The organism is Sphingomonas sp. 1F27F7B, assembly GCF_005503355.1.
In the GTDB taxonomy this organism is placed as follows: Bacteria; Pseudomonadota; Alphaproteobacteria; order Sphingomonadales; family Sphingomonadaceae; genus Sphingomonas.
In genome coordinates, this window is sequence record NZ_SCMK01000002.1 from 223,138 (window position 1) to 247,762 (window position 24,625).

A 24,625-nucleotide genomic window follows, 5' to 3' on the forward strand; every position below is an offset into this window, starting at 1 on the left:
CAAGGGAAGTGGAGCGGACTATGGAAACCGAGATCGACACCGCGCTGCGCAGGTTGGCCACCGCGGACCATCCCGGGCTCGACGGCATGGAGGATGCGGTGCTGACCGGGGTACGGGCGCGGCGGGAAGCCCGGGCGAGTGTCCGCATGGCCGCAATTGCCGGAATCGGCGCCGTGATGCTCGGCACGGTGGCCGCCGGTCCCGGCACTTCGCCGGCCGCCGCCGCGGCCCCGCTCGCACCGCTTGGCAGCGGCGCTTCGCTCGCGCCGTCGACGCTGCTGCTGGCCGAACGATGAGGCCGGGAAAGCTTGCGGCGATCGTCGCCGCCATCGCCTTTGTCGCCGCCATCGCCGGGGTCTGGGTGGGGCGCACGCTGATACCGGCGCAGGGCAGGCAGGGTTCGGAGCTTCACGAAGTCCTGCATCACCAGCTGAAGCTCGACGACGATCAGAAGGCTCGCATCGAAGCGCTCGAGCGGAACTTCGCGGTGCGCCGCCAGGCGCTGGAGCTCGAAATGAAGTCGGACAATGCCCGGCTGGCCGAAGCGATCGAAGCGGAGCATGGCATCGGCCCGGGCGTTACCGCCGCCGTCGATGCTTCGCATCGCGCGATGGGCGCGCTGCAGAAGGAAACATTGGCGCACATCTTCGCGATGCGGGCGGTCCTGCGGCCCGATCAGCAGGCCGTGTTCGATCGCGCGGTGGTGCATGCGCTCACCCCCGACGCGCGGTGAGGCCGGACTACGGTTCCCTGTCGGATGGCGATCTCGCCACGCTGGCCGTGGGGGGAGCCGATGCCGCCTATGCCGAAATCGTGCGCCGCCATCGCAGCCATGTCTATCGAGTGATCCTGGGCAATGTCGCCGATGCCGACGAGGCGCTGGACCTCACCCAGGAGACCTTCGTCTCGGCGCATGGGGCGCTGCGCCGCTACGATCCGGCCCGGCCGATGCGCGGCTGGCTGGCCGCGATCGCGCTCAACAAATGCCGGGATTGGGGCCGGCGCCGGACAGTCCGCCGGTTCTTCACTTTCGCCCGCGACATCGACGACGCGGCCGAAGCGATCGCCGATGACCGGCCCGATCCGGAAAGGGTGGCGGGCGATCGCCAGCAACTCGCCCGGCTTCGCCGCGCGATCGCCGATCTTCCCGCGGCGCTCCGCGAACCGCTCGTGCTCCATGCCGTCGAGGGCATGAGCCAGGCCGAAACCGCCTCGGTGCTGCGGATCACCGGAAAGGCAGTCGAGACGCGGCTTCGGCGCGCCCGCATCCGCCTGGAAGAGGCGCTTGGGCGGCGATCCGCGCGCGGCGGCCCCGGATCCCGGTCCGCATCCGCCGATTGACGCAAGCCGGTGAGGGCGCACCGCGCTCGCTGCGTAAGGGATAGCAAGGACATCACCCGGAGCAGGGACATAATGACGAACAGGATCGACCGGCGGGCATTGTTGCGCGGTGCCGGGCTTGGCGCCGGAGGGCTCGCGCTCGCCGCATGGATGCCGGCCTGGGCCCAGAGCGTGTCCGCCGGCCTGGCACCCGACCTGCCGACGGTCTCCGGCGAAGAGATTGCGCTCAGGATCGCCCGGCAGGCGATGGTGATCGACGGCAGGCGGTCGCGGGCGATCGGCATCAACGGCACCGTGCCGGGGCCGCTCATCCGCCTGCGCGAAGGACAGAATGTCCGCCTGCGCGTCGAGAATGCGCTCGACGAGGACAGCTCGATCCACTGGCACGGCCTGATCCTGCCGGCCCAGTTCGATGGCGTACCCGGCGTTTCCTTCCCCGGCATCGCGCCGCGCTCGACGTTCCTGTACGCGTTTCCGATCCGGCAGAACGGCACCTATTGGTATCACAGCCATTCCGGCGGCCAGGAACAGCTGGGCCTCTATGGTCCGCTGGTCATCGATCCCGCAGGGCCCGATCCGGTCGGCTATGATCGCGAGCACGTGATCGTGCTGTCGGACCACAGCCGGTCCAGCCCCGAGGCGATCCTGCGCAACCTCAAGGCGATGCCGGGCTATTACAATTATCAGCGCCAGACGCTGGCCGGGCTGCTGGCCGGGCGCGACCAGAAGGGCAAGGACCGCGCCGATTGGGGCAGGATGCGGATGGATCCGGCGGACATCTCCGACGTGACCGGTGCCGCCTATACCTATCTCGTCAACGGGCACGGTCCGTTCGACAACTGGACCGCGCTGTTCAGGCCGGGCGAGCGCGTGCGGCTGCGCATCGTCAATGCCGCGGCGATGACCGGCTTCAACGTGCGCATTCCGGGGCTGCGCCTCACCGTTGTCCAGGCGGATGGCCAGCATGTCGTCCCGGTCGAAGTCGACGAGTTCCAGATCGGCGTAGCGGAGACCTATGACGTGATCGTCACGCCGGAGGAGGACAAGGCGTTCACTCTGGTCGGCGAGGCCGTCGACCGATCGGGCATGGCGCGTGCCACGCTGGCGCCCCGGCCCGGCATGACCGCCGCGGTGCCGCCGCTGCGCCCGCGCCCGCTCGCGACCATGAAGGACATGGGAATGGACATGTCGTCGATGGGCGGCATGCAGGGGATGTCGCATGGCGCGATGTCCGGACCGCGGGGCGTCGACCCCAGCGTAGAGCGGAACGCCTCGGCGAAGCTCGGGGCCGTTGCTTCCGCGATGCCGGGCACGGATCATTCGCGGATGGATCATTCGGCGGCGGGCGGCGCGCCGGGTGCCGGCATGGACATGGCCGGCATGGACATGGGCGCGATGAAGATGCGCGACTTCTCCTATGTGCCCGAAGTGCGGAAGACCCCCGGCGTCCAGACGATCTCGCCGATGCCGATGGATCGCACCGGCGAGCCGGGCCAGGGACTGGAGGATGTCGGCCACCGGGTACTGGTCTACAAGGATCTGAGGGCGCGCGACCGGAACCCCGATGTCCGCGCGCCGTCGCGCAGCCTCGACATCCATCTCACCGGCAACATGGAGCGCTTCATGTGGGCGTTCGACGGGGTGAAGATGTCGGACACGATGGAGCCGATCCCCTTCGTCGAGGGCGAGCGCGTACGGGTCAACCTGATCAACGACACGATGATGGCGCACCCGATCCATATCCACGGGCATTTCTTCGAACTGGTCACCGGGCACGGCGATCACGCCCCGCGCAAGCATACGGTGATCGTGCAGCCGGGCGGCAAGGTGACCTGGGACTTCACTGCCGACGCCGTGGGCGACTGGGCGTTCCACTGCCATCTGCTGTACCACATGATGGCGGGGATGATGCGGACGGTGAGCGTGCGGCCGAAGGGAGGGGCGGCATGATCCGGCTCGCCGCGCTCCTCGTTGCCGGCATGGTCCTGGCGGCGAGTCCGCCCGCCGCCGCGCAGGACCATAGCATGCACGGCATGCCGATGCCGAAGGTCCCCGCGAAGCCGAAGCCCGCCGCCCCGAATGCCTCGCCGCCGCAACAGGATGCGAAGCCCGGCACGGACAAGCCCGTGCACGCCGAGCCGATCGATCATGGCGGGATGGACCATGGGACGATGCCCGCGGTGCAGCCGGCCGGCACTGCGCTCGAGGCCGGCGACGCTCCGGCTCCGGCGGCGCCGACCGACCATTATGCCGATCGCTTCTTCCCGGCATCCGCGATGGAGCGGTCGCGAAGAATGTCGATGCGCGAAATGGGCGGCCGGCCCTTTGGCTCGGTGCTGTTCAACCTCGCCGAATTCCAGCCGGGCGCGGGAGGCGATGGCTATCGCTGGGATGGCGAAGGCTGGTTCGGCGGCGACGTCAATCGCCTGACCGTCAAGAGCGAAGGCGAGGGGCGGGTCCGCGGCGGCATCGAAAGCGCCGAGGTCCAGCTGCTCTACAGCCGCGCCATCGATCCCTATTTCAACTTGCAGGCCGGCGTGCGGCACGATTTCCGGCCGGGCCCGTCGCGGACCTACGCCACGATCGGATTCGAGGGGCTGGCGCCCTATATGTTCGAAGTCGAGGGGGCGGTCTTCCTGTCGACCAGGGGCGAGCTTCTCGGCCGGCTGGGCGGCTATTACGACCAGCGCATCACCCAGCGGCTGATCCTCCAGCCGCGCGCCGAGTTCAATCTTTCGGCCCAGGACATGCCGGCGCAGCGCATCGGCGCCGGGCTGACGAGCGCGGAACTCGGCCTGCGGCTGCGCTACGAGATCACGCGGCGCTTCGCTCCCTATGCCGGCATTTCCTGGGAAGCGAAGGCGGGGCGCACGGCGGATTATGCCCGGGCCGATGGCGACAAGCCGTCCGCGTTCGGCCTGGTGGCGGGCGTCCGCTTCGGGTTCTGACCTTGCCCGATGCCCCGATCAGCGCGGCGCCGGCAGCGGGTCGGCCTTTGCCCGCTCCATATTGGGAAGCAAGGCGGTGAGGAGGCCGATCGCCGGCAGGAAGGCGCAGATCCGGTACACCGTCTCGATGCTGGTCGCATCGGCGAGCCATCCCAGCGCCGCGGCGCCGAGCCCGCCCATGCCGAAGGAGAAGCCGAAGAACAGGCCCGAGATCATGCCGACCTTGCCGGGCACCAGCTCCTGCGCGAAGACCACGATCGCCGGGAAGGCCGAGGCGAGGATCAGGCCGATCGGGAGCACCAGCAGGCCGGTCCAGAACAGGTTGGCATAGGGCAGCAGCAGCGTGAAGGGCAGGGCGCCCAGGATCGAGAACCAGATCACATATTTGCGCCCGAACCGGTCCCCCAGCGGCCCGCCCGCGATCGTGCCGATCGCCACCGCCGCGAGGAAGGCGAACAGATAGAGCTGGGCGCTCTGCACCGACACCTGGAAACGATGGATCAGATAGAAGGTGAAGTAGCTCGTGAGGCTGGCGAGATAGACATATTTGGAGAAGATCAGCGCGAGCAGGATGAGGATGCCGCGTGCCGCATGTCCCTTGGGCAGCAAGTCGGCCGTGGCGGTGCGGCGGCCCGCGTGCAGCCGCGCCAGCCCGTGATGACGATACCAGGCGGCGACGTTCCACAGCACCGCGCCCGAGAGCAATGCCAGCAGCGCGAAGAAGGCGAGGCTCGACTGGCCCCAGCGAACCACCACCAGCGCGGCGGCGAGCGGGCCGAGGGCCTGGCCGGCATTGCCGCCGACCTGGAACAGCGATTGGGACAGGCCGTGGCGCCGGCCCGCCGCCATGCGGGCGACACGAGAGGATTCAGGGTGAAACACCGAAGAGCCGATGCCGAGCAGCGCCGCCCCCGCCAGCACCATGCCGTAGCTGTGCGCGACCGACAGGATCGCCAGCCCCGCCAGCGAGAACAGCGTGCCGCCAGGGAGCGCCAGCGGCGTGGGACGCTTGTCCGCGTACAGCCCGATCGGCGGCTGCAGGATCGACGCGGTGATCTGATAGGCGAGCGTCACCAGGCCGATCTGGCCGAAGCTCAGCCCCAGGTCGGTCTTGAGATTGGGATAGATCGCCGGAAGCAGCGATTGCATCATGTCGTTCAGCAGATGGCAGAAGCTGATCGCGACGATCACCCCGAATACCGTGCCGTTCATTTCCGCCTGCGGAGTGTCCATCGCCATTGCCCGGGTGTCGCTCATCATTCGCTCCTTGTGAGCGCGGCACTAGCGGTCCAGAAAGCGTCCCGCTTCGTTGCATGGGATAAATAGTTTTGATGGTGGGACAGTCGCATTATCGCGCGCCGGACGATTATGAGGACGTGCCGCGCCCCGTTGTCGGCATCGGCAATGATTATCCCCCGGCGTTCGAACTCGCCGAGCACCGGCATCGCCGCGCCCAGTTTCTCTATGCCGCGAGCGGCGTGGTCGCGGTCAGCACGCCCGAGGGGGCATGGGTGGCGCCTCCGGAGCGCGCGGTATGGATCCCGGCCGGAACGCCGCATGCGGTGCGCATGGTGGGAGCGGTCCAGACGCGCAGCGTGCTGATCGAGGCGGGGGCCTGCCCGTCGCTCGGGCACGCCTGCCGAGTCGTCGCGGTATCGCCGTTGCTGCGCCAGCTGCTGGTCTGCGCGGCGGAAGTGCCGGTCGAATATGACGAGGCGGGACGCGATGGGCTGGTGATGCAACTGCTCGTGGCGGAGATCGACCGGGCGCCGATCATCCCCATATTGGTGCCGTTCCCGCGCCATGCCGCGCTCGCAGCGCGATGCCATGCCTTTCTCGAGGCGCCACGGGCAAGTGCCACGATCGACGAATGGGCGAACGGGCTGGCGATGAATCGCCGCCGCTTCACGCGGCTCTTTCGCCGCGAGACGGGCATGAGCTTCGCGGAATGGCGTCAGCAAGCCTGTCTCTCGGTTGCGCTGCCGAGGCTCGCCGCGGGAGAGCCGGTCACTGCTGTCGCGCTGGATCTCGGCTATGAGGGCCCGGCCAATTTCTCGACCATGTTCAAGCGCGTGCTGGGGGCGCCGCCGAGCCGCTATCGACAATGACCTTCCCTGGCGGGTTGGCGGCCGGGGCTGGCGCGGTCGGCGCGCGCGCGGCTATGAAATGGGCGGCAGGAGCTTGGGGAGGGGAGCCCGATGTGGACGAGACGATCGGTCGCCGGCGCGCTGGCGGCCACGCTTGGAATGCCGGCGCTGGCGCGGGGGACGGAGCGGAGCCGGCTGTTCTTCGACTCGCTCAGCTTTCTTCCCGAGGATCTGCGCCAGATCGCGGCCGCCGGGCTGGGCGGGATGATCGCCGACATCTCCGATCTGATCGCTTCCCGCGATCCGGATGGCGTTCCGCGCTACAGCCGCAATTTCGCGGCCAACGACCCCGCGATCGACAGGGCCGTCGAACGGTTGCGGAACACGCCCTTCGCCTATCTCGCCGAGAAGGGCAGCGATATCGGGACACGGCCCGGTTGCGCGGTGTTCCTGCAGTTCCAGTCGACCGAGATGATCGAGCGCGATCTCTCGCGGATTGCCTATTTCCATGAAAAGGGCCTGCGGGTCCTGCAATTCACGCATCACAACGATACGCCGTTCGCCGGCGGTGCGCTCGAGACGAGGCAGACCGGGCTCACGCCGCTCGGCATCGATGGCCTGGCCGAGATGAACCGGCTGCGGATATTGCCGGATGTTTCGCACGGCTCGGTTCCCACCATGATCGAGGCGGCGACGCGATCGAAGACGCCGATAGCACTGAGCCACGGCGCGGCGCGGGCGATCGTCGATCATCCGCGCTGTGCGCCGGACGAAGTGATCCGCGCGATCGCCGAACGCGGCGGCGTGATGGGGATCTTCATGATGAGCTTCTGGCTCACGCGCCGGAATCCGCCGACGGTTGCCGATTATGTGGCCCAGATCCGTCACGTCATACGGGTAGGCGGGCTGGAAGCGGTCGGTGTGGCGAACGACTTTCCGATGGCCGGCCAGCCCAACCTGATCAAGCTCGGCAACGACAATGGCAAGGGCGTGCAGGAATATCTCGATTGGTGGCTCGCCTTGCGGCGTCAGGGCGTGCCCGGGTTCGAATGGACGCCCCAGCACGTCGTCATTCCGGAGCTGAACCATATCGACCGCATGCTTCGAATCTCGCAGGCGCTGGAAAGGGCGGGCTTTCGTCCGCGTGAAGTCGACAAGATCATGGGCGGAAACTGGAAACGGCTTCTGACCGATGTCCTCGGATAGGCCGGGCAGCCACGCTTGCTGCCACCGGGGCTTGCGATCTGAGCCAGGCAGTGAAGTAATTATGGGCGATGCCCGTGGGGCTGCTGAAACGCGGCCGCAAGTGGCAGCGCATATTGTTGATTGCAAGCGTAACGTTCTCGATCTCCCCCGTAGAAAACGATTGTGGCGAGACAGGTTGCATGGACAAACGGCTGCTTTCGAGGGGCATTACCCTGCCGTGAACGTCCGATCAGGGAGCGCGTTGCCGTGCCTCAGGCTTGAAAGGCGATAGATCGGAACCTATCCGCCTGTACCTGCTCAGAACCCCCGGAACCCTCATGTCGCAGCTCCAAGATTTGCCGTCCGTAGCAGTTTCTCCGGACGCTGTGCGCCCGATGCCGCGCGCTTGGGGCGACCGGCTGCGGGGATATGCGTGGCACGCGCAGACCATCGGCTGTTCGGAAGCAGAGGTATTTCGCCTGACCGGCGATGGTCTGCCGTCGCTGTTCGTGAAATCCGAACCGATCGGTCCCTTTGCCGAGCTTCGGGGAGAGATCGACCGGCTGCGCTGGTTGGCGGGTCAGTCCCAGCTGACGCCGACCGTTGAAGCCGAGGTGGAAGAAAAAGGGCGGCTGTGGCTGCTGATGTCCGAAGTTCCGGGCCGTGACCTCGCCAGTTCCCCGGATCTTTCCCCGTTGCAGATCACCGAGATCGCTGCCGATTCGCTGCGCGAGCTCCACGCGCTCGACGTGGCACTCTGCCCATTCGATCAGCGGCTCGCGGCCAAGCTCGCCCAGGCCGAGGCCAATGTCGCAGCCGGTCGCGTGGACGAGGGGGACATGGACGAGCAACGGTTGGGGCGGACCGCAGCCAGTGTGCTCGAGGAGGCGCTTGCGCTGCGTCCCTCCAAGGAAGATCTCGTGGTCGCGCATGGCGACGCCTGCATGCCCAACCTGATGGCCGAGCGCGGGCGGTTCAGCGGCTTCATCGATTGCGGGCGTCTGGGCGTGGCCGATCGGCATCAGGATCTGGCTCTGGCCGCCTGGAGCATCGAGTGCAATTTAGGCGCCGCCTTCGTGCAACCGTTTCTCACGCGCTATGGCGGTACGGTCGATCGGGCAGGCCTGCACTATTACCGGCTTCTCGACGAACTCTTCTGAGCGCGTCGACGGATCGCGGCCAGCAGCCGGGACGCACGATCCGAACCCGAACAAACGTCAGCTTTCGGGAGCAGCCGGCGGTACACTCAATGACCGACATTGGGGCGCGTTGCCGTCGAGTCAGACCACGCGGTTCTCATCACCTCGAATGCCGCGCCGCCGCCGAGCAAGCGCTATGGCGTAGGCAAAGCCGTAACGGCATGATCCTCCATCACGTCGACGATGCGATGTGGCATTGCAATTGAACGTTCCGAGCTGACCCGAAGATCTCCTCCGCGACATCGTCCTCCGAAAGGCCGACGTGACGATCGACTTCTCCGCCAACCGCTCAAATCGGGAGGCGAGTATCCCTGAACCGACCGAAACCCCCATGTCACATCGAACGCATATGCACCTCTTCGATGGTTTCGAGTCCCGCCCATTTGAGCGCGCAACGCATTGGCCTGCTTGAATATGTGGGACGGCAGGTCCACGACTCGGCGCTCAGCGAGGACATTGTCCAGGAAGCCTATCTCCGGCTGCTGATCTTCGAAGCGAAGCCGGACAACAGCGTAAAGAATGCGCCTGCCCTGCTGCGTCGCATCTCGCTGAATCTGGTCAGGGACCATTTCCGCCGAGTCAGCCGGGCTCCGCTCGTTGAACTGTCCGACGCGATCCCCTGCCCCCAGCCGACGATAGATCAGCAATTGGCGCGCAAGCAGCTGATCGAGCTGATCGCGAACATCCTCAAGACCATGCCCTCCCTCAGACGGGAAGTCTTCATCCGGCGGCGGGTACGCGGACAATCGGCGAGCGAGGTGGCCATGGCCTTGGGCCTTTCCCCCAGCGCCGTGAGCAATCATGTTGCGCGCGCCATATTCGATCTCGATTCGGCGATCGAGAAGATCGAGAAGAGAGGCTGCCCTGTCCGAGACTAGCTCCATAAAATGGCAAGCGGCGCAGTGGATCGAGCGGCGCATGGGCGACGAGGCCTTCGATGAGGCTGCCTTCGACGCATGGCTTGCCGGCGATCCGCGTTGCCGACCTGCCTATGACACCATGTGGCGGCGCATCATGGGGTCCGACATGGACGCCGCGCTGCAAGCCTATGGGCGCCCGGGCAGATCGGGGCATGCCTGGCTGGTCGGCGGCATGACCGTCCTGCTCGTCATGCTGGGCGGCTACAAGTCGCTCCCCCTGATCGCTTTGTACCTCGCCCAGCCGCAGGACTATTCCGTGGCGGACGGCAAGGTGCGTGCAGTCACCCTTGCCGACGGTACGCAGCTGACCCTGGGAGGCAGCGCGCGGGTGAAGATCCGCTATACCCGCCATGACCGCGTGGTCGAACTGACCCAAGGCACTCTCTTCGCCAAGGTCGCACATGACGCGCAGCGTCCCTTCCGGATCGATACCGGAAACGCGCGTATCGTGGATGTCGGGACCAGCTTCGAGGTCTCGAACAAGCCGGGGAGCATCCGTGTCGCCGTCGCATCCGGCGTGGTTCGGTTCGGCAGGAACGGATGGTTTGACACGCCGATCCAGCTCCAGGCCCGGCAGGCAGCCATTCTGGACCAGGCGGGCCTCAACCGGATCGCCGACATGAAGCCGGATGAAGTCGCCCGCTGGCGCGGCGAGTGGATGGAGTATAGGGGGGCGCCGTTGCGGCAGGTGATCGCCGATCTGCAAAGCCTTTCCCCGCTGCCCATCGATATTGCCGACAAGGACCTGGCCGAGAAGCCGGTGAGTGGCCGGATAAGACTGACCGATCCGGTGGGCCAGCTCGAGAACCTGTCGATCACGCACGCATTCCGGGTTCACAAGACAGAGCGCGCATTGACGCTATCGAAGAGCTGATTGCTCTGAGCTACCCGCTCCAATCGCAACAAAACTGAAGCAAGAAACTTTGTGAAGTTTCGGCGTGCGCCGCGTCTTTCCCCTGAGGCCGCTCAATCCGAGCCCAAGGGGGGAATAGATAGTGCTGAAGTTCAAGGGGTCGCTTCGTACAGGCGTTGCCGTTTTCGCGCTCGCCATCGGCGCCATTTGCGCCGCTCCGCCAGCATTGGCGCAACATGGCATCACGCTTCCTGCAGCCAGCCTGGAGGATTCGCTGAACGTGCTGTCGCGCCAGTCCGGCGCGCAGATCCTGGTCGATCAGAATCTGGTGCGCGGCAAGAAGGCGCGCGCGATCAAGGGGGCTTCCTCCGTCGAGGTGGCGCTGATCCAGCTCCTGCACGGAACCGACCTGACCTATCAGAAGCGCGGCGATGCCTTCCTGATCATTCGGGGAGGCCATGCGCAACCTGCCGGGAAGACAGTCGCCGGTCCGCGGCCCAAGGCTGCAATCCGCGGGCAAGGCCCGGCCCTCGCGGCCGATGACGGACAGGCCTCCGAAGACGCCGGCAGCGGCAACGACATCGTCGTCACCGCGCAGAAGATGTCCGAGCGCCTGATCGATGTGCCCGCCGCGGTCTCGGCCTTCACGGCGCAGGACCTGTCGGACCAGAAGATCGAAGGCGGCCCCGAGCTGCTGCGCGCTATCCCGAACGTCTCCTTCTCGAAGGACAATTTCTCAGGCTATAACTTCACTGTCCGCGGGATCGGCACCAAGGCGATCTCCGTCACCGCCGATCCGGCGGTCGCGATCAGCTTCAACTATACGCCTTTGATCCGCAACCGACTGTTCGAGCAGGAATATTTCGATGTCGAGCGCGTCGAGGTGCTGCGTGGGCCGCAGGGCACGCTCTACGGTCGCAACGCGACGGCAGGCGTCGTCAACATGCTGCCGGCCAAGCCCAGGCTCGGCATATGGGGCGGCGAAATCCAGGGCGAGGTGGGCAATTATGCCTCCACCCGCCTGCGCGGGTTCGTCAACATTCCCCTGGGCGACACCCTGGCGTTCCGCGCGGCGGGCGCGTGGACGAAGCGCGACGGCTATGACTACAACACGGTAACGCAGAAGAATGTGAACGGCCGCAATCTCTATTCGACGCGGCTGTCGGCGCTGTGGGAGCCCGATCCGGCATTGCGCTTCAGCTTCTTCTGGGAGCATTTCAACGAGAACGACGACCGCGCACGCACCGGCAAACAGCTTTGCACGCGCGGCGAGACGCCGCAGAAGATCGATTATACCGACCGGAACGGCGTCGCCCAGTCGCAGCCCGTGGTCGGCGCGTGGAGCATTGGCGCGCTGACGCCGGGATGCCAGCAAAAGACCCTCTATTCCGATGCCGCCTATGGCGTGCCCAATGGCCGCGGATTTCCGATCGTGACGGCGCTCACCCTGGCGTTGGCCGGAAACCGGGGCCCCTATGGCAGCTACTATACCCCGATGGGTCTCGATCCGTTCGGTACCGTCAATGGGCAACAATCCCGTGACCTGCGAGAGATCGGCACCTTCTACGATCCGAAATACCGGGCACGGAACGACTTGTTCCAGTTCAACGCCGAGATCGACATCACCGATCGCCTGCATTTCACCGGTCAGCTTCTCTACACGAAGGACTATTACAGCGCTTCGCAGGACTTCTTCCGATTTCAGGCGGTGCCCTATTTCATTGCGCCGGAGCAATACGCCACCGGCGTCAAGGCAGCCTGGAAGCCATATCTCGGCTCTCGCAATGGCCTCGGCACGTTCAAGGATCCGCAGCTCGGCGAGCTGACCACCCCGGCGGCAATCGATCGCTCGGAGGCGCGCAGCGAGCAATGGGCACAAGAGGTCCGGCTGAATTCATCCTTTGACGGACCGGTCAACTTCAATCTCGGCGCCAATTACCTGTCCTACGAGACCACCGAAAACTATTACGTCTTCAGCAACCTCTTCACCATCGCCGCGCTGTCCGAGGGGCCGTATTGCGACGCCAAGGGCGTCGGCTGCGCCTATATCGACCCGAATCCCATCGACAAGATCAATGGCGAGGGACATAATTACTTCCGGAGCATTCAGCAGCTCAAGACCAAATCCTGGGCGACGTTCGGCGAAATCTACTGGAAGCCGACCGAGAATTTCAAGATCACCGGGGGCCTGCGCTACACCGACGATCAGAAGCTGATCATACCCTATGCCACCCAGTTGCTGAGCGACACCCGAGGGCTCAATAGCGGCACGGTTGATCGCGGCTATCCTGCGGATCCCGCCGAAACGATGCGATGGCGGCGCGTGACCGGCCGGCTTGCGCTGAACTGGAAGCCGCATCTGGCGTTCACCGACGAAACCGCACTCTACGCCTCCTATGCGCGCGGCTATAAGGGCGGTGGCGACAATCCCCGGGGGCAGGCCGACAAGCCCTGCGGCCCGAACGGGCTGCCGGTGGCGCCGGCGCTGGTGTGCGGAACCTATACGCGGCTTCCCACCAAATTCGAGCCGGAGGAACTCAACACCTTCGAAATTGGCATGAAGAACAAGATTGCCGGTGGCAAGATATTGCTGAACTTCTCCGCCTTCTTCAACGACTACAAGAATTACCAGATATCGCAGCTGATCAACCGGGCGATTAATACCGAGAACCTCAACGCTATCACCTATGGAGCCGAGCTGGAGGCTGCGTGGATACCCTCTCGGCACTTCAAGGTGGGTGCGACATTAGGGTATCTCAGGACCCGGATCGGCAACGGGCAAAGCTCGATCGACGTCATGGACCGCGTACAGGGCCATGACGACTGGATGACCGTCAATCCCTGGGCGCAGAGCCCGAACACCTGCATCGCGCCCAAGGCGCTGGTCGCCGCCTATCTCAAGAAGGTCAATCCCAAGGATATCAACAGCACCTCGGATTCGGGGATCAACTTCTTCTGCGAAGCGCCCCATGTATTCGGGTCCGCCGGCAATCCATTTGCACCTGGCGGGATAGGCCAGGCCCTTTACGGATTCACCTACAGCCCCACCGCGCCCTACGACCCGAGCAAGCCGGCGAACTATTACGGCCCGAACCCGTCCAACTATGGCGCGCCCAACAACGGCTATGGCTTCGCCGCCGATCTGAGCGGCCACGAACTGCCCAACGCGCCGCACCTCACCTTCAATATCGGCGCGGAATACACCCTGTTCCTCGACGATTGGCGGCTGTCGCTGCGCGGCGACTATTATCGCCAGTCGGCAAGTTTCGCCCGTGTCTACAACACCGATTATGATCGCCTGCGCGCCTGGGGCAACGCCAATCTGGCGATCACGCTCAGCCGCCCGGCCTCGAACCTGACGTACCAGTTCTACGTCAAGAACGTGTTCAACAGCACGCCGATCACCGACGCCTTCACCGGGCCGAACGAAGTCGGCACCTTCTCCAATGTATTCACACTCGACCCGCGCATCATCGGTTTCAGCGTGCGCGTGGGAATCAAATAACAATCACTAAAAATTCGAAGACGTGGTCGCACATATAACAAGAAACTACTCGTGAAGGACGTGCCTTGTTTCAAATTCATCCCAATTGAAAAGGAAACTCACGATGAATATCTTCACCAAGTCTGTCGCCGCTCTCATCAGCCTCGTTGCCTTCCAGTCGGCGGCGATGGCCCAGACCCTGTCGCCCGCCAACACGGCGGTGACCGCTTCGGGCCAGCTCACCCAGGACCTGAACGGCACCCTGACCACGGTGTGCAATGTCACGCTGAGCGGCACCACCGACTCGACGGGCATCACCTTCACCAGCTACACCGGTAGCGCCGTCAGCGGCCCGCTGGCGTGCGACGATGGCCTGGTGCTGCCGCTGCGCGTTCAGGCGAACTCCTCGACCAGCGTGACGATCAAGGACATGGCCGTCTCGACCCGCCTCGGCGACTGCGGTCCGCGCGATGTCGTCGGCCCGTGGAGCAACCTCACCTCGACCGCCGGCCCGCTCTCTGCGGCGCTGCCCGGCACCACCGGCTTCCTGGCCCTGATCGGCGGCGTCTGCAACGCCTCGGGCAGCCTCACGGTCTCGCCGGCGGTCACGATCAACTGACCCCCCAACTGGGCGATGCGGCGGCTCCACCCGCCGCATCGCTCCTTTGCTCAGCAAGGACAGCATGGATGCGCACGGGTTTTCGTATCTTGCAGCTCGCCATCGCCCTCCAGGCGATTGCCGCTCCGCTGCACGCCGTTGCCGGCCAGGACAAGCCCGCGTTCAGCACCAGGACGCCGATCGAGCAGCTCGCCGCCAATCCTGCGGCGAAGGCGGTGCTGGAACGCGAACTGCCGGGTTTCACGACCCACCCGCAATATGATCAATTCAAGGCGATGAGCCTGGAGACGCTGGAGGCGATGTTTCCCGATGCGATGCCGCATGAGCGCGTGAAGGCGATCGACGCGGCGCTGCGTGCGATCCCCGCTGCTGCGAAATCGCCCCCGGCCTCCGCCACGGCACCGTCGCCGTCGTCGTCGCCGTCGGCGCCGATCGATCCGCGATAGTCCCTCCTTTCCCGCGAGAACCGACATGACGATCATCATCGACCGCCGCAGCCTGGTCCTGGCAGGCAGTTTCGGAATCGGCGCGCTGGCGATGGGCGGTGCGGCACGTGCCCAGGCGTTGCTGACCGCGCGCGGCTTCACTCACAATGTCGCCAGCGGCGAGCCGGGACCGGACTCGATCCTGCTCTGGACCCGCTATGTGCCTGCCGATGGCGGCGACGTGCAGCTGACCGCGGAACTTTCCGAAACGCCCGATTTCCGGAAGAAGACGAGCGGCGGCGGCGGGGCGAGCAGAGCCGACGACCATACCGCGCGCGTCGTCGTTGGCGGCCTGCAGCCGGGGCGGACCTATTATTACCGCTTCATCGCCCCGGACGGTGCGGTTTCGCCGGTCGGGCGGACCAGGACGCTGCCGGCCGGGCCGGTCGAGCGCTTCGGCCTTGGCGTCTTCTCCTGCGCCAACCTGCCCTATGGCTGGTTCAACGCCTATGCCCATGCGGCCGCGCGGGACGATATCGACCTGATGGTGCATCTGGGCGACTATATCTACGAATATCAGCGCGGTTATTATCCCGGGGCGGACCAGGCGATCGCCGGCCGCCTGATCGAGCCGGCCGGCGAGGCGATCCGCCTGGCCGACTACCGTCTGCGCTATTCCAGCTATCGCGCCGATCCCGATCTGCAGCGTCTGCACCAGATGTTCCCGATGATCGTCCAGCACGACGATCACGAGACGGCGAACGACGCCTGGGCACATGGGGCCGAGAACCATCAGCCCGACGAAGGCGATTATGAGGAGCGCAAGCGCGCCTCGATGAAAGCCTGGAACGAATGGCTGCCGGTATCGGGCAAGCCCTGGTCGAGCTTCGAGATCGGCGACCTGGCGACGATCTTCCGCCCGGAAACCCGGCTGACCGCCCGCAGCGAACGGCTCGATCCGGTGGCGATCATCGGTACGAGCGGCGATCCGGTCGCCAAGCTCAAGGCGCTGCGCGACGGGCCATTGGCCGACCCGAAGCGGACGTTGATGGGGCCCGAGCAGGAGCAATGGCTCCAGGACGGGATCGCGCGCTCGAAGCAGCGCGGCGCGAAATGGCAGATCCTCGCGCAGCAGGTGGTCATGGGGCAGATGCGGCTGCCCGAGCTGCCGGCCGCATTTGTCGCCAGCCTCAAATTGCCACCCGAGCAGGCTGCGTTCCTCAACGTGCTCTCGGCCGCCGGCAAGGCCGGCACGGCACCCGACTTCGATTCCTGGGACGGTTTCCCCGCAGCGCGCGCGCGCCTGCTCGGCGCCGCCCAGGCTGCCGATGCGGACCTGGTCGTGCTGTCGGGCGACAGCCATAATGGCTGGGCATTCGATCTCGCTTCGCAAGGCAAGCCGGCGGGCGTCGAGTTCGGCGGGCACAGCGTCTCGTCGCCGGGGATCGAAGCCTATCTGGCGCTGCCGCCCCAGTTGACCGCCCAGTTCATCATGCGCGCCAGCCCCGAGCTCAAATGGGCCGATACCAGCAGTCGCGGCTACATGGCCGTCCAGCTCACGCCCGAACGGGTAACGGGCGAATGGGTGTTCATGGACACGGTCAAGGCACGCTCGCTCGCCATTCGCCCCGGCAAGACGATGTCGGTGGAACGGGGCCGCCGGATTTTCAGCGCCTGACCTCCAGAAAACCCGAAGGAAGCCGATCATGGTGGATTGCAACGACCTCTCGTCCGCCGGCACGCGCCGCGACTTCCTGCAGCGGGCCGGCGCCATGGGCGTCGGCGCGTTGCTCCCCGGCGCTGCCCTGGCGGGGCCGGCTGCGGCGAGCGACCTCGCCGAGATGGACGCGACGGCGCTGGCCGAAGCGATCCGCGCGCGCCGGATCCACCCGGTAGAGGCGCTGGACGCCGCCATCGCCCGCGCGGAAGCAGTGCTGCCCGACCTCAACTGCTTCAGCGAGAAGCTCTACGAGCGCGCGCGCAAGCGAGCGCTCGCCACGAAGCACTTCTCCGCGCCCTTCGCGGGCGTGCCGTTCCTGGTCAAGGACGAAGAGGACCTTGCCAGGACGCACGTGCATTTCGGTTCGCGGCTCGACAAGGTCACACCGATCGCCAGGCAGGACGGCCCGATGGCCGCGGCAATCGGCCAGGCGGGATTCAACGCCTTTGCGCGAACGACGATGAGCGAGTTCGGGGCATTGCCCACCGTCGAGACGCTGGCCTACGGGATCACGCGCAACCCGTGGGCGCTCGACCATACGCCGGGCGGCTCGTCGGGCGGATCGGCGGCCGCCGTCGCCGCCGGCATCGTGCCGATGGCCCATGCGGCGGACGGCGCGGGCTCGATCCGCATTCCGGCGAGCAATTGCGGTCTGGTCGGCCTCAAGCCGTCGCGCGGGCGCGTGCCCGATGCGCCGGGCCATCTCGCCCAGCTCGACCTGACCGAGCCGCTATGCGTCTCGCGGACGGTACGCGACACCGCCAATTTCCTCGCGGCGGTCGAAATCCGCCGAGGTGGCATCTATCCGCCGGTGGGACGCGTCGAAGGGCCGTCGACCCGGCGGCTGCGCGTCGGGTTGCTGATCGGCGGTCTCAGCGGGGCATTGCCGGACAAGGAAGCGCTCCTGGCGCTCGATGCCGCCTACAAGGTGCTGAGCGGCCTCGGCCATCCGGTCAAGGAAGTGAAATGGCCATTCGACACCAAGGCGTTCCTGGCCGATTTCACGCAAATCTACCTGCTCGAGGGCGCGCAGCTCAAACGCTATCTGCTCTCGGCCACCAAGCTCGACCCACAGCATCTCGCGGAACTGATCGAACCCGCATCCGCGGCGATCGGCGCGATGGGGGACCTCATCCCGCCTGCCAGTGCCGACCAGGCGCTCGGGCGCGTGAACGGCTATGCCAAGGGATATTACAGTGCATTCGACAAGGTCGATGTCCTTATGTCCCCGGTCCTGCTCAAGCCGCCGGTGAAGATCGGCGAGATCAACGGCTCGCTGCCGCTCGACATGCTGGCCTCGCGGCTGAACGGCTATGCCGACTACACGATGGTGCAGAATGCATTCGGCGGACCGGCGATCAGCCTGCCAGTCCACTGGACCGCCGAAGGCCTGCCGATCGGCGTGCAGTTCGCGGGCCGGCTGGGCGACGAACGGACGCTGCTGGAACTCGCCTTCGAGCTGGAACAGGCGGCACCCTGGGCCAGGCGGCGCCCGCCGCTCTGGGCGCCGGCGCGCGTCGCATCGCGAACCTAGAGCGCCTTCGGGAAGCCGCGAAACGGGCGTGGGCCGGGATGGCAGTTCGGCAGCTTGCCGGGCACGAGGAGGATGGCGCTTGCAATGCAGTTGCTAGTCTGCGCGCTTGCGGCTCTCGCGAACGTTGGGCAATCCGCTGGCTCCGCCCCCGTGCAGGACCATGGATCCCCGGCGGGACAGGAGGTGCCTGCCTCCCTGCCCCAGCACGACCAGATCGTGGTGACGGGACGCCGCGGAGCCGCGGACATGGCACCCGAGATCGAACTGAACGCGGATGAGATCGACGCGCTGGGCGCCTATGATATCGGCGAAGTGATCCAGCGCACTGTCCAGAGCAATGCGCTGGGAGACGATCCCGTCGTCATCGTCAACGGCCAGCGCGTCGCCAATCCCGGTGTCTTCTCCCGGTTTCCGTCGGATGCGCTGGTGCGGGTCGAAGTGCTGCCGCGCGGAGCGGGCGCGCAATATGGCGGCGATTCGTCGCGGCGCGTGCTCAACATCGTGCTGCAACGACGCTTCAAGAGCCGCGACGGCCAGTTCGACGCGCAGGCGCCCGCCGCCGGCGGGATGTCGAGCCTGTCCGGAGATATTCGCCAAGGCGCCATATCCGGCAACAGCACGACTCAATTCGGCATCCGCGCCGCACGGGATACCGCGCTGCTCGGCGCGGAACGATCGCAGTATCTGGAGGATCATCCCGGCCATGAGGCGGTCAGCCTTCGCCCTTCGGTACAGACCATGGACGCCAATCTGGCGCTGACCCGCGCCCTGGGGCGCTGGTCCTCGAGCCTCAACATCCAGGGTCAGGTACGAAGCGACCGCGCCATATCCCTGTCCGGCGGCGAACCGATCGAAAGCCGGCACAGCACGCGCAACTTGCTGGTGATCGGCGGCCTGAGCGGTTCGCTCCTGGGCTGGTCCCTGCAGGCATCGCTGACCGGCCAGCTCTCGGCGAGCAGCCAGTCAGGCTTGGCGGATACTGCTTCCCGCCAGCAATCGCTGGCGACCGCCATGTCGGCCAACCGCCGCATATTCAATCTTCCCGCCGGACCGGTGACCGTCAACCTGACCATGCGGGCATCCCTGTCCCGCACGTCCATCCTTGGAGCCGGGCCCATACGCGCCTTTTCCGCCCGCGACCTCAGCCTGGGCGGCACCGTGTCGCTTCCGCTCTGGCGCACGCCCTCGCCGGGCAACGGCTCGGCGATCGAGCGCCTGCTGGGAAGCATGTCCGCGACGTTCGGCGGCACCCTGCGCCAGACGGACGCCGGCCAAGGCAAGGGATTGAGCGCCGGCCTGATCTGGATGCCCATGACCAGGCTGCGGCTGATCGGCAACTGGTCGACCTCGATCGACAGCGTACCCGATGCGCAGCGCTTTGCGCCGGCCTATTATGGCGCCCCGATCACGGTGTTCGACTTCGTCACCGGGGAATCGGCACAGGTCCTGCCGATCCTGGGCGGCACACCGGATTTGCTTCCGCCGCGCTTCGACAGGATCGCGCTATCGGCATCGGCGGGCCCATTCTCCCCCTGGAACCTGACCGGGAGCGTCAGCCTGCAACGATCGAATGCCGTCAATGGCATCGGCTCCCTGCCGGAAGTCACGCCCGAACTGGAGGCGGCATTCCCCGCGCGGTTCACGCGCGATGCCGGCGGACGGCTCACCACCATAGACCGGCGCCCGATCAATTTCCGCTCCGCGCGTGCCGAGAGCCTGGCCTCGAACCTCAGCATCACCTTCCCGCTCGGCGGGGCAAAGCCGGGTACGCTGCGGATCGCGATCAACCACAATCTGCAATTGCGCAATCTCACCATGATTCACGCGGGCCTGCCGGAAATGGACCGGCTGGTTGGTGACGGCGGTGGCGTGCCGCGCCACCAGCTGGATGTGCAGATGGACGGGCGAGACGGGCCATGGGGCGTCAACCTGGCGGCGCGCTGGCGCAGCGCCTATCGCGTGCGGCGCGACACGGGGCGCGATGGCCCCGAAGATCTGCTGGTCTCCGCGATCGGCACGGTGGATCTGAAATTCAGCTATGCGCTGGCACGCACCATCCGACCGAGCCATGATGGCGCTACGCCACGCCGCGCCGCAGGCATGCAGTTCGGGCTGGATATCGACAATCTGTTCGATACGCGGCCCAGCGCCCGCCTGGGAAGGGGCAGCCCGGCGCCAGGCTATGGTCGTGACGACCAGGATCCGGTGGGCAGAACGATCCGCCTGACTATCAGAAACCGTTTCTAGTTCATTCCTCTCAACTGGAGGGAAGCGCAGGGCCGAGCGCAAATCGGCACGGCTTCGTGCCGCAATTCCGGTCGTGCAGTTCGCCCGCGGATGCTCCGAAAGGCCACCATTTGCTCAGGCGACGATCGGTCGGCGGCCATTGGGTAGTCGGCTGCTGTCCAGATTCGCCGCGGCCCCGATGCGGGGCAGCCGGACTGCGCTGCCCCCTTCAGGTGGACCATCGAGTAGGATGGAAATCACCGGGAAGGGGACGCTGCATGCCATCGAAGAAGCACAAACCCGAAGAGATCATCGGAAATAGCAGGCGTTCGTAATAGCGGTCAGCGCGACCACAGCCGCCCTGTCGTCAATGTATCGAAGAACGATCCGATTGAGGGGCTTGGCGGCAAGATGCCGTCGGCCCATCTCACGGGAGCATCGGGTTCGAGCAGGGAGCAGAGCACAACATCGGCAGAGAAACAGACGTCGCCAAATGCAAAATCCCGGTCGAGACCGCGTTCCCTTGCGTAGGCCAGGCCTTCTGCAACGGGCCGAATGGAGAAGAAGCTATCGACTTCAAAGTCGCCCCGGTCACACCCGTCAAACGCTTGATAGAGATGGACTATGTCGGGATGCACGGTGCCTTGGTAAGCGGCACGTAGTTCGTTCAACGCCTCCGTTGAGGCGGGCGGACGAAGGTGCACATCGTGCTCGACAAGCCAATGTTTCAGGGCGCCGATATCGAAGTGAGCCATATGGCAAGCTAACATGTCAACGACCGCTTTCCACCCAATGTCGGACATTCAGCCTTCTGCACAACTGAACGAGGTCGAACGCGATGCGCATGGCGACGTCTGCGATGTAATCTGGGGAGGCGCGCGCTTAAGCTATGGTAAAATCCAGCCCAATATCGGCGGCGGGTGCCGATTGAGTCAGCCTCCCGACACTCACATAGGTTACGCCTGTTTCGGCGATGCTGCGGATATTTTCGAGCGTGACTCCACCCGATGCCTCAGTCGGCACGCGCGCCCGGACAAGAGTAACCGCACCGCGCAGCACGGCGGGTTCCATATTGTCGAGCAACAAGTGCGTCGCACCCGCCGCTATGGCTGGTTCGATCTGGTCTACCAGATCAACCTCGACGCTGATCTGCGTGATACCGGCTGCTCTCACCGCGCCCACCGCCTGCCCGATGGACTGAGCCACCGCGATATGGTTGTCCTTTATCATCACTGCATCCCACAATCCCAGGCGATAGTTCTTCGCTCCGCCTGTGCGGGTGGCATATTTCTCCAGCAGGCGCAGGCCGGGAGTGGTTTTGCGCGTGTCGAGGAGGACGGCGCCAGTTCCCTCGATCCGATGAACATACTCGCGCGTCAGGGTCGCGATGCCGGTTAGGTGCTGCACCACATTGAGGGCCGAGCGCTCGGCGGTCAGCAAGGCTCGCGCATTGCCCCTTAGCCGCATCAATTCTGTGCCGGGTGGTACCTCTTCACCTTCGGCTACCAGCAACTCGATTTTCACATCCGGGTCGAGCGCCTGAAAAAAAGCGGCTGCCATGGGCAAGCCCGCCGCTACGATCGCGTCACGGCTAACCATCACGCCAGTGAAAACGGCATCGCTGGGAATTACGCATTCGGATGTCAGGTCGTGCCCGCCAGCGCCGGGAGGCCCGCCCAGATCTTCGGAGAGTGTCGCGGCGACGAAGGCGTCAACATCGAAATCGGGAATAGAGGTCATGACAGCTCGTTGTTTCCCCAAAGCATTGATATGGATGAAGCCCTCACGCCTATCATGAAGCACTTATCGTGGCCGGCCTGATTTCCAATGGTCCCCGCTGGACAGGCCGGCCCTTGCAAGCGCCGGCAGCGTCAGGACTGTATCGCCGCCGATCGCAGCGTCCAGGATGCCCGCCAGAATGCCGACGACGAGGAGCATGCCTCACGTCCGGTATTCGGCGAACCTCGCGCCGTCCGCCTCCAGCGGGAGGTCCAGTCCATTGGCGAGGTAAGATACGGTGCGGTAGAATCCCGCCAGCATGATGATCTCGAGTATCTGGTCATCGCCATAGTGCGTGCGAAGATTCCCGAACTCCTCGTCGGTGAGCGTCGCGCGCTCGTGCAAGGCGTCCACGGTGGCGATCAGCGCGGCCTCCGCCGCTGTCCAATGGCCGGTGTTCGCGGGCACGGCCAGCAACTCGGCAACGTCGGTCGCGGTGATCCGCGCCTTCTCCGCGAACTTCGCGACGTGCACGCCCCATTCGTACTCGCAGCCGGTCCGCGCGCAGGTTCGGTCAATCACGATCTCCCGCTCGCGCAGGCTGAGGAGCCTGCCGTCCAGGAGCGATCCGGCCCTGAACTTTGACCAAGCCCGCTCGCTTGATGCCATAGTCGTGAAGAGGACGAGTGGCGCCATTCCAGCCGGCATGATGGCGTCGAACGACTGCTGGACCGGGTCGGGGTAAGGTTGTTGCAGGGGTGAGATGCGTTGCACGGCCGCCTCCGTGTGCTATCGATACGGTAGCAATCAATATATGCTACTAGAATAATAGCAATGGCTAATTTCGAGGAGTGCCGTCTTGGTCGATCAGAAACTGGACCCGACCACTCGCAGGCCGATCATGGCGCTGCTCGAGCTCCTCGGTCGACGCTGGGCACTGCGTATCTTGTGGGAACTGCGGGATCGCCCCCTCAATTCGCGCGCGCTGCGCGCGGCGGCCGAGATATCGCCCACGGTGCTGCAGTCGCGCGTAAACGAGCTGCGCGAGGCCGGAATAGTGATCCATTCGGCCGGGGAAGGCTATGCACTGACGCCGCTCGGAAAGGAGATGCTTGAGGCCTTCGCGCCGCTATATAGCTTCGCCGACAAATGGGCCTCTGCGCAGATCGGCCGCACCAAGCCGGACCTCTGATGATTGTCGGCCTTCGCCGGGATGCGGCTCGTCCGTGTTATCTAAATGGGAACATCATGCCGCCGAGATCCGTAGAGTGCCGAAATGCCGTCCGCGATCGCTTTGATGCGTTCGAGCGCCGCAGGCGCGGCGATCGAGATGTCGACGCCCCGGTTGGCGCGACCTAAGAGAGGCGGCGGCCGCTAATAAGTGTCGGCATCGCGTCCGCACTCAGCCCATGAAGGTTGGCCGCGGACGCTAGTCGCCCCCATCACAATAGACATCGACCTGGAAGCTGAACGCCGCAAGGGCCTCAAAGGAGGTTGGCTTGTCGCCATCGCCCTGCCTGCGCCGGATCCGGCTGCTTGAAGAAGCGGGCATCATTGAGCGCTATGTTGCGTTGCTCAACGCGAGCAGCATCGGGCTCGGCATGACGGTGTTCGTCCGGGTGTGGCTCAAGGGCCAGGACGAAGACACGGTGCAGCGCTTCATCGTCAGCGTGCAGCAGCTTGGCCAGGTTGTGGAGTGTCATTTGATGGCAGGCGACTGCGATTTCCTGCTGCGCGTTATCGCCGCTGATCTGGAAGCCTATCGCCGCTTCCAGGCCGAGCACCTCGCCCGTATCGATGGCGTAAGCAGCCTCAAGACCGACATCCCCATGCAGCAAGTCAAGCGCACCTCCGAACTGCCCCTCGAGGTTAGATGAGCTTGCATCGGATTGAGCTGGAACGAGGTGGTTGCACTTGCGTCTGACCCCGGGTTCGAAATTCAACGAGGCCATCGCCGACAACAGCGCAATCCCGCCATACGCCAGCAGCTTGCGCAGATGGGTGGCGAGCGCTTCGGCGGTAGCGCCGATACCCGCCACTCACCGAGCAAGCGACGAAGCTGGGCATGAAGCTGTCTAGCGCCTCGCTATGGCCCTTTCGGGCTGGCGCTCAGCTCAACATGCTGCGGTTTGTTGTGACGCGATTCATGCCCGGTTGGCCACAGCGATCCGCCCGAATCCTGCGCCGAAACCCGGGCGCGGGCTCCGGATTTCGAAATTATCCAGTGAAATCAATAGGAAATGGCGGAGCGGGAGGGATTCGAACCCTCGATACGGTTTTGCCGTATACTCACTTTCCAGGCGAGCGCCTTCGACCACTCGGCCACCGCTCCGCATGTCCCGGAAGTTGCGTGCCCTAGCGATTG

22 protein-coding genes and 1 tRNA gene are annotated in these 24,625 nt (G+C 65.3%); 18 read left to right on the plus strand and 5 right to left on the minus strand.

The annotated features are described in order from the left end of the window. Positions 1-20 precede the first annotated feature (20 nt). From FFS08_RS02840 to FFS08_RS02860, 5 genes are all read left to right on the plus strand, one after another. Positions 21-296: a hypothetical protein gene (locus FFS08_RS02840; protein ID WP_137861870.1), complete on the plus strand. Its 276-nt coding sequence runs from the start codon at positions 21-23 to the stop codon at positions 294-296. Next, positions 293-733, plus strand: coding sequence for a periplasmic heavy metal sensor (locus tag FFS08_RS02845; protein WP_137861869.1), 441 nt, complete (start codon positions 293-295; stop codon positions 731-733). The genes FFS08_RS02840 and FFS08_RS02845 overlap by 4 nt, the downstream gene beginning before the upstream one ends. After that, positions 730-1,341, plus strand: a complete 612-nt coding sequence (locus FFS08_RS02850) for an RNA polymerase sigma factor (protein ID WP_137861868.1) — start codon at positions 730-732, stop codon at positions 1,339-1,341. Before FFS08_RS02845 ends, FFS08_RS02850 begins: the two co-directional genes overlap by 4 nt. Positions 1,342-1,413: 72 nt before the next feature. Further along, on the plus strand, positions 1,414-3,291 hold the full coding sequence (locus FFS08_RS02855; protein WP_137861867.1) for a copper resistance system multicopper oxidase: 1,878 nt from the start codon (positions 1,414-1,416) through the stop codon (positions 3,289-3,291). Then, on the plus strand, positions 3,288-4,289 hold the full coding sequence (locus FFS08_RS02860) for a copper resistance protein B (protein WP_137861866.1): 1,002 nt from the start codon (positions 3,288-3,290) through the stop codon (positions 4,287-4,289). Before FFS08_RS02855 ends, FFS08_RS02860 begins: the two co-directional genes overlap by 4 nt. Before the next feature lie 18 nt (positions 4,290-4,307). On the opposite strand, the gene FFS08_RS02865 is transcribed toward FFS08_RS02860, so the two are convergent. Next, on the minus strand, positions 4,308-5,549 hold the full coding sequence (locus FFS08_RS02865) for an MFS transporter (protein ID WP_502701995.1): 1,242 nt from the start codon (positions 5,547-5,549) through the stop codon (positions 4,308-4,310). A 71-nt stretch (positions 5,550-5,620) separates the two neighbouring features. Here FFS08_RS02865 and FFS08_RS02870 point away from each other — a divergent pair, with 71 nt between their 5' ends. From FFS08_RS02870 to FFS08_RS02920, 11 genes are all read left to right on the plus strand, one after another. Next, a complete protein-coding gene (locus FFS08_RS02870) occupies positions 5,621-6,397 on the plus strand; it encodes an AraC family transcriptional regulator (RefSeq protein WP_137861864.1) in 777 nt (258 codons plus the stop codon). A gap of 90 nt (positions 6,398-6,487) precedes the next feature. Then, complete coding sequence (locus FFS08_RS02875) at positions 6,488-7,582, plus strand: membrane dipeptidase (protein ID WP_137861863.1); 1,095 nt, start codon at positions 6,488-6,490, stop codon at positions 7,580-7,582. Positions 7,583-7,956: 374 nt separating this feature from the next. After that, a complete protein-coding gene (locus FFS08_RS02880; protein WP_171012445.1) occupies positions 7,957-8,721 on the plus strand; it encodes an APH(3') family aminoglycoside O-phosphotransferase in 765 nt (254 codons plus the stop codon). Between the two features lie 422 nt (positions 8,722-9,143). Beyond that, positions 9,144-9,638 carry an RNA polymerase sigma factor gene (locus tag FFS08_RS02885; protein ID WP_171012436.1) on the plus strand — a complete coding sequence of 165 codons (495 nt, stop codon included), beginning with the start codon at positions 9,144-9,146 and terminating at the stop codon, positions 9,636-9,638. A gap of 40 nt (positions 9,639-9,678) precedes the next feature. After that, positions 9,679-10,554 (plus strand): FecR family protein, encoded by an 876-nt coding sequence (locus FFS08_RS02890; RefSeq protein WP_171012437.1) that lies wholly within the window; start codon positions 9,679-9,681, stop codon positions 10,552-10,554. A gap of 121 nt (positions 10,555-10,675) precedes the next feature. Then, entirely contained in the window at positions 10,676-14,038 is a 3,363-nt protein-coding gene (locus FFS08_RS02895; protein ID WP_212741944.1) for a TonB-dependent receptor, read from the plus strand. 103 nt (positions 14,039-14,141) lie between these two features. After that, positions 14,142-14,636: a PraA/PraB family alkane oxidation protein activator gene (locus FFS08_RS02900; protein WP_137861859.1), complete on the plus strand. Its 495-nt coding sequence runs from the start codon at positions 14,142-14,144 to the stop codon at positions 14,634-14,636. A gap of 68 nt (positions 14,637-14,704) precedes the next feature. Continuing rightward, complete coding sequence (locus FFS08_RS02905; RefSeq protein WP_137861858.1) at positions 14,705-15,082, plus strand: hypothetical protein; 378 nt, start codon at positions 14,705-14,707, stop codon at positions 15,080-15,082. A 25-nt stretch (positions 15,083-15,107) separates the two neighbouring features. Beyond that, a complete protein-coding gene (locus FFS08_RS02910; RefSeq protein WP_137861857.1) occupies positions 15,108-16,739 on the plus strand; it encodes an alkaline phosphatase D family protein in 1,632 nt (543 codons plus the stop codon). A gap of 28 nt (positions 16,740-16,767) precedes the next feature. Then, positions 16,768-18,315 (plus strand): amidase family protein, encoded by a 1,548-nt coding sequence (locus FFS08_RS02915; RefSeq protein WP_137861856.1) that lies wholly within the window; start codon positions 16,768-16,770, stop codon positions 18,313-18,315. 183 nt (positions 18,316-18,498) lie between these two features. Beyond that, on the plus strand, positions 18,499-20,562 hold the full coding sequence (locus FFS08_RS02920; protein ID WP_171012438.1) for a porin family protein: 2,064 nt from the start codon (positions 18,499-18,501) through the stop codon (positions 20,560-20,562). A 320-nt stretch (positions 20,563-20,882) separates the two neighbouring features. Here FFS08_RS02920 and FFS08_RS02925 read toward each other — a convergent pair whose 3' ends face one another. The 3 genes from FFS08_RS02925 to FFS08_RS02935 form a co-directional block, all read right to left on the minus strand. Next, positions 20,883-21,344: an SMI1/KNR4 family protein gene (locus tag FFS08_RS02925; protein WP_137861854.1), complete on the minus strand. Its 462-nt coding sequence runs from the start codon at positions 21,342-21,344 to the stop codon at positions 20,883-20,885. A 79-nt stretch (positions 21,345-21,423) separates the two neighbouring features. After that, positions 21,424-22,281 carry a carboxylating nicotinate-nucleotide diphosphorylase gene (gene nadC / locus FFS08_RS02930; protein ID WP_137861853.1) on the minus strand — a complete coding sequence of 286 codons (858 nt, stop codon included), beginning with the start codon at positions 22,279-22,281 and terminating at the stop codon, positions 21,424-21,426. Between the two features lie 201 nt (positions 22,282-22,482). Continuing rightward, positions 22,483-23,034 (minus strand): carboxymuconolactone decarboxylase family protein, encoded by a 552-nt coding sequence (locus tag FFS08_RS02935; protein ID WP_137861852.1) that lies wholly within the window; start codon positions 23,032-23,034, stop codon positions 22,483-22,485. An 85-nt stretch (positions 23,035-23,119) separates the two neighbouring features. Between FFS08_RS02935 and FFS08_RS02940 the strand changes: the two genes are divergently transcribed. Further along, positions 23,120-23,452 carry a winged helix-turn-helix transcriptional regulator gene (locus tag FFS08_RS02940; protein ID WP_212741945.1) on the plus strand — a complete coding sequence of 111 codons (333 nt, stop codon included), beginning with the start codon at positions 23,120-23,122 and terminating at the stop codon, positions 23,450-23,452. A gap of 274 nt (positions 23,453-23,726) precedes the next feature. Next, complete coding sequence (locus FFS08_RS02945) at positions 23,727-24,137, plus strand: Lrp/AsnC family transcriptional regulator (RefSeq protein ID WP_137861851.1); 411 nt, start codon at positions 23,727-23,729, stop codon at positions 24,135-24,137. A gap of 364 nt (positions 24,138-24,501) precedes the next feature. Here the strand turns inward: FFS08_RS02945 and FFS08_RS02950 are convergent. Further along, positions 24,502-24,592: transfer RNA gene (locus tag FFS08_RS02950), tRNA-Ser, on the minus strand. Between the last annotated feature and the right edge of the window lie 33 nt (positions 24,593-24,625).